The organism is Flavicella sp., from assembly GCF_029238425.1.
GTDB lineage: Bacteria > Bacteroidota > Bacteroidia > Flavobacteriales > Flavobacteriaceae > Flavicella.
This window is the reverse complement of sequence record NZ_JAQWGB010000033.1, coordinates 1-3,019: the sequence shown is the minus strand read 5'-3', so window position 1 is coordinate 3,019 and position 3,019 is coordinate 1. Positions and strand designations below refer to the sequence as shown.

Here is a 3,019-nt window from a genome sequence, read left to right as displayed (position 1 = left end):
CAAAGAAGGTCTGTTGATACGTCTACTTGCTGCCAATAAATATTTCGTATTGTCACTTTTTTGGTAGCTAATATGCGCCGATGGAAATAAATCTAGTTTTGTTTGAGAATAATTGTTTTCTTCAGATAATCCAAAACTTCCAAGATATGTTGTATTATCAATATATGTGTTTTGATCTCCATATTCCGTTCGTAGACCAAAATTATAACTTATTTTATCACCAGAACCGGAATAATCAACATAAGCAGCATATACGGTTCTATTTAAATCAATTGAATTATCTAGTCCCTTAACAGGGTCTGGTGGTGTAACCAAATCGTTTTCAAATCTAAAATCTCCCTTAATTCCGATGTACTGAACTTGTCCACCTACGCCAATTTCAGATCCATTATCTAAGGTTTTAGCATAGTCTACAGAACCTCTGTATCCTTTTAAAGGAGTATTATCTGACATACCATATTTACTAGTTTCAACTGCACCAGTATATCCATTCTCAACATCATTTTCTAAGTCTTCTCTTGAATTGTAGAAATAGTTTGTATTCGATAATTCTCTACTCAATCCTGAACTTTCATAGGTACCAGATAGTTTTAAGTTAGAGTCTTCATCAAAATCTACTGTATAATCGACACTAGCGGTATTATAATCACCATATCTATTATCGATATTTGGATTGTAAATGTATTCTACATTAGTATCATCTTCTACCATGGCATTAGCTGGACCATTATAAGTATCATAAACATAATACGCTGCTCTACCATTATTTCTATTCCCATAGAAATAAGAAAAAGACAATTCTTTGTTGTCAGCTAAATGGAAATCTACTCCCACATTTGCTGAATAATATTTGTACCACTCTGGTCTTTCTCCTTGGGCATTCATATGGTAATACGTATCAGGGTTTGTAGTATCATCTACCAAAACTCTAGCACGTCCAATACGCATTCCGTTTACATTCTTTTCGTTATAATTAAAAGAACCATGCAAGGAAATTTTCTCTGTATTATACATCAAATTAAGTCCTGCTACATAACGATCATCTCGCATGCTATGCCCACTATACACATCTCTATCATTTGCCCAAGGTGCACCTCCAATGGTACCTGTTGCAGTTGCAGCAAATCCTTGAATTCCGCTAGATTTTGTTTTGATGTTGATGATACCTCCTTTTCCCTGAGCATCATAACGTGCTGTTGGAACAGAGATAATATCAATTTTATCAATATCATTACTTGAAATCTGATTCAATAAAGTACTCGCATCAATATTTGTAGGTTTCCCATTTAAGTATACCATAAAATCCGAAGTTCCACGCACAGAAACGTTCCCATCAGGTGCTACTGTTACTGAAGGAAGTTTTCCTAAAACATCTGCAGCATTTCCTCCTTTTGCAGTTTCAAAATCTTTCGCTGAATAGGTTTTTCTATCTATTTTAGTTACTTGTGTTTTATTCACACCAGTAACCTCAACCTCAGACAAAGCTTCGGTATTGACAGATAAATAAATAGCACCAAGGTTTATATTTTGATTATTTTCTTTGATTTCAATATTTTCAATTACTGTATCATCAAAACCAATATAAGAAACCGTTACCGTATAGGTTCCTGGAACCAAATTCTCAAAATCAAATTTTCCTTTATCATCGGTACTGGTACCATCTCTTTTTACATCTGATTTGATAATTACGGTTGCAAAGGGAACAGATTCATTTGACTCTTTGTCAATAATCTTTCCTTTTAGATTCGCATCTTGAGCAACTAAAGTTGCACTTCCAAAAACAAACAATCCTAAGATTGTTAAGGTAATTTTTACTAATTTTTTCATGATTCTCTTTTGATAATAAATTGCAATAATAGGGTATTCATCAGTACAATTTCTTTTTGGTAAAATTATAGTTTTTATTCGTTGTAAACCTAAAATACTTTAGTTCAAATGTGTCAATAGTTACCTCGTTTGTATCATTTATAAGAATATATAAACTCACGTAAATAAATAAGACTATTAAACTATAGTAGTCTAACCTACAAGCTCTTTAAAAATAGTGATATACATCACTATTTTATTTAGGATGGGTTAAAATTATATAAATTATAAATGATAAAATGGTCTTTTTGAAATTATTGTGGTACCCCTTGTTGGCTCATTCTAAAGACTTTTGGCGTTACCCCTACACTGCGTTTGAAAAATTTACTGAAATGAGAATTATCTTTAAACGGTAAGGAATACGCAATTTCTTGAATACTAAGATTGGAATACCACAACAATCTTTTTGCTTCACTCACGATAAACTCAGAAAGTAAAGCAGAGGCAGAAGAATTGGTTTCTTTTTTACATATTGTATTTAAATTTTGAGGAGTTGTATGTAATAAAGCGGCATAATCCTCTACTTTAGACGACGTTATTTTATGTGAAGTTAATAAGTCTACAAATTTGTGGTATAAACTTTCTCTTGTTGTTTCTTTTCTTGTTTCTGACTGCAACAATTTAGCCAACAAAACTTTGAACAATCCTTCTAATACTATTTCATTTTCTGCTTCTTTGGCATCATATTCTTTAAGTAACATAGCAAATAAAGCAGTCACGGTATCTTTATCTTTTGGAAAAAAATAAGAGTATTTACTCAAATCAAAAAGCAATCTTTTCAGCTCTTTATCCAAAGCATTTTCAATGAATTCCTTTTTCAATAAAATCACATAGCCCGATGGTTCTGATTGTAAATCCCAAAAATGCACCTGTTCTTTTCTAACAATATGTACGATAAAAGGTACAATTTCAATTTCGTTATTATCTATAGCGTGCGTTCCGCTACCTTCCGTAAAAAAAACAATCTCAATATATTTATGATGTTTATGCGGTTTGGTTCTCCGAATATCTTTTTTAAACGCTGCTATTTTAAACGAGTTTTCTGTTTCAATTTTATTGTGAATCTTTATTGGCGGCATGCTTAAGTGTAGTAATAACGGTTATTACTTTATTATCAAACAATAGTTATGCCAAAAAAAAAATCGAAGCTGTG

At 32.0% G+C, this 3,019-nt stretch carries 2 protein-coding genes; both read right to left on the bottom strand.

Annotated elements, in window-relative coordinates:
* Nucleotides 1-1,827 (bottom strand): outer membrane beta-barrel protein (locus tag P8H68_RS02365; RefSeq protein WP_300321132.1); only part of this gene is annotated, 1,827 nt, incomplete at its 3' end.
* 293 nt (nt 1,828-2,120) lie between these two features.
* Nucleotides 2,121-2,945 carry an AraC family transcriptional regulator gene (locus P8H68_RS02360; RefSeq protein ID WP_300321129.1) on the bottom strand — a complete coding sequence of 275 codons (825 nt, stop codon included), beginning with the start codon at nt 2,943-2,945 and terminating at the stop codon, nt 2,121-2,123.
* Between the last annotated feature and the right edge of the window lie 74 nt (nt 2,946-3,019).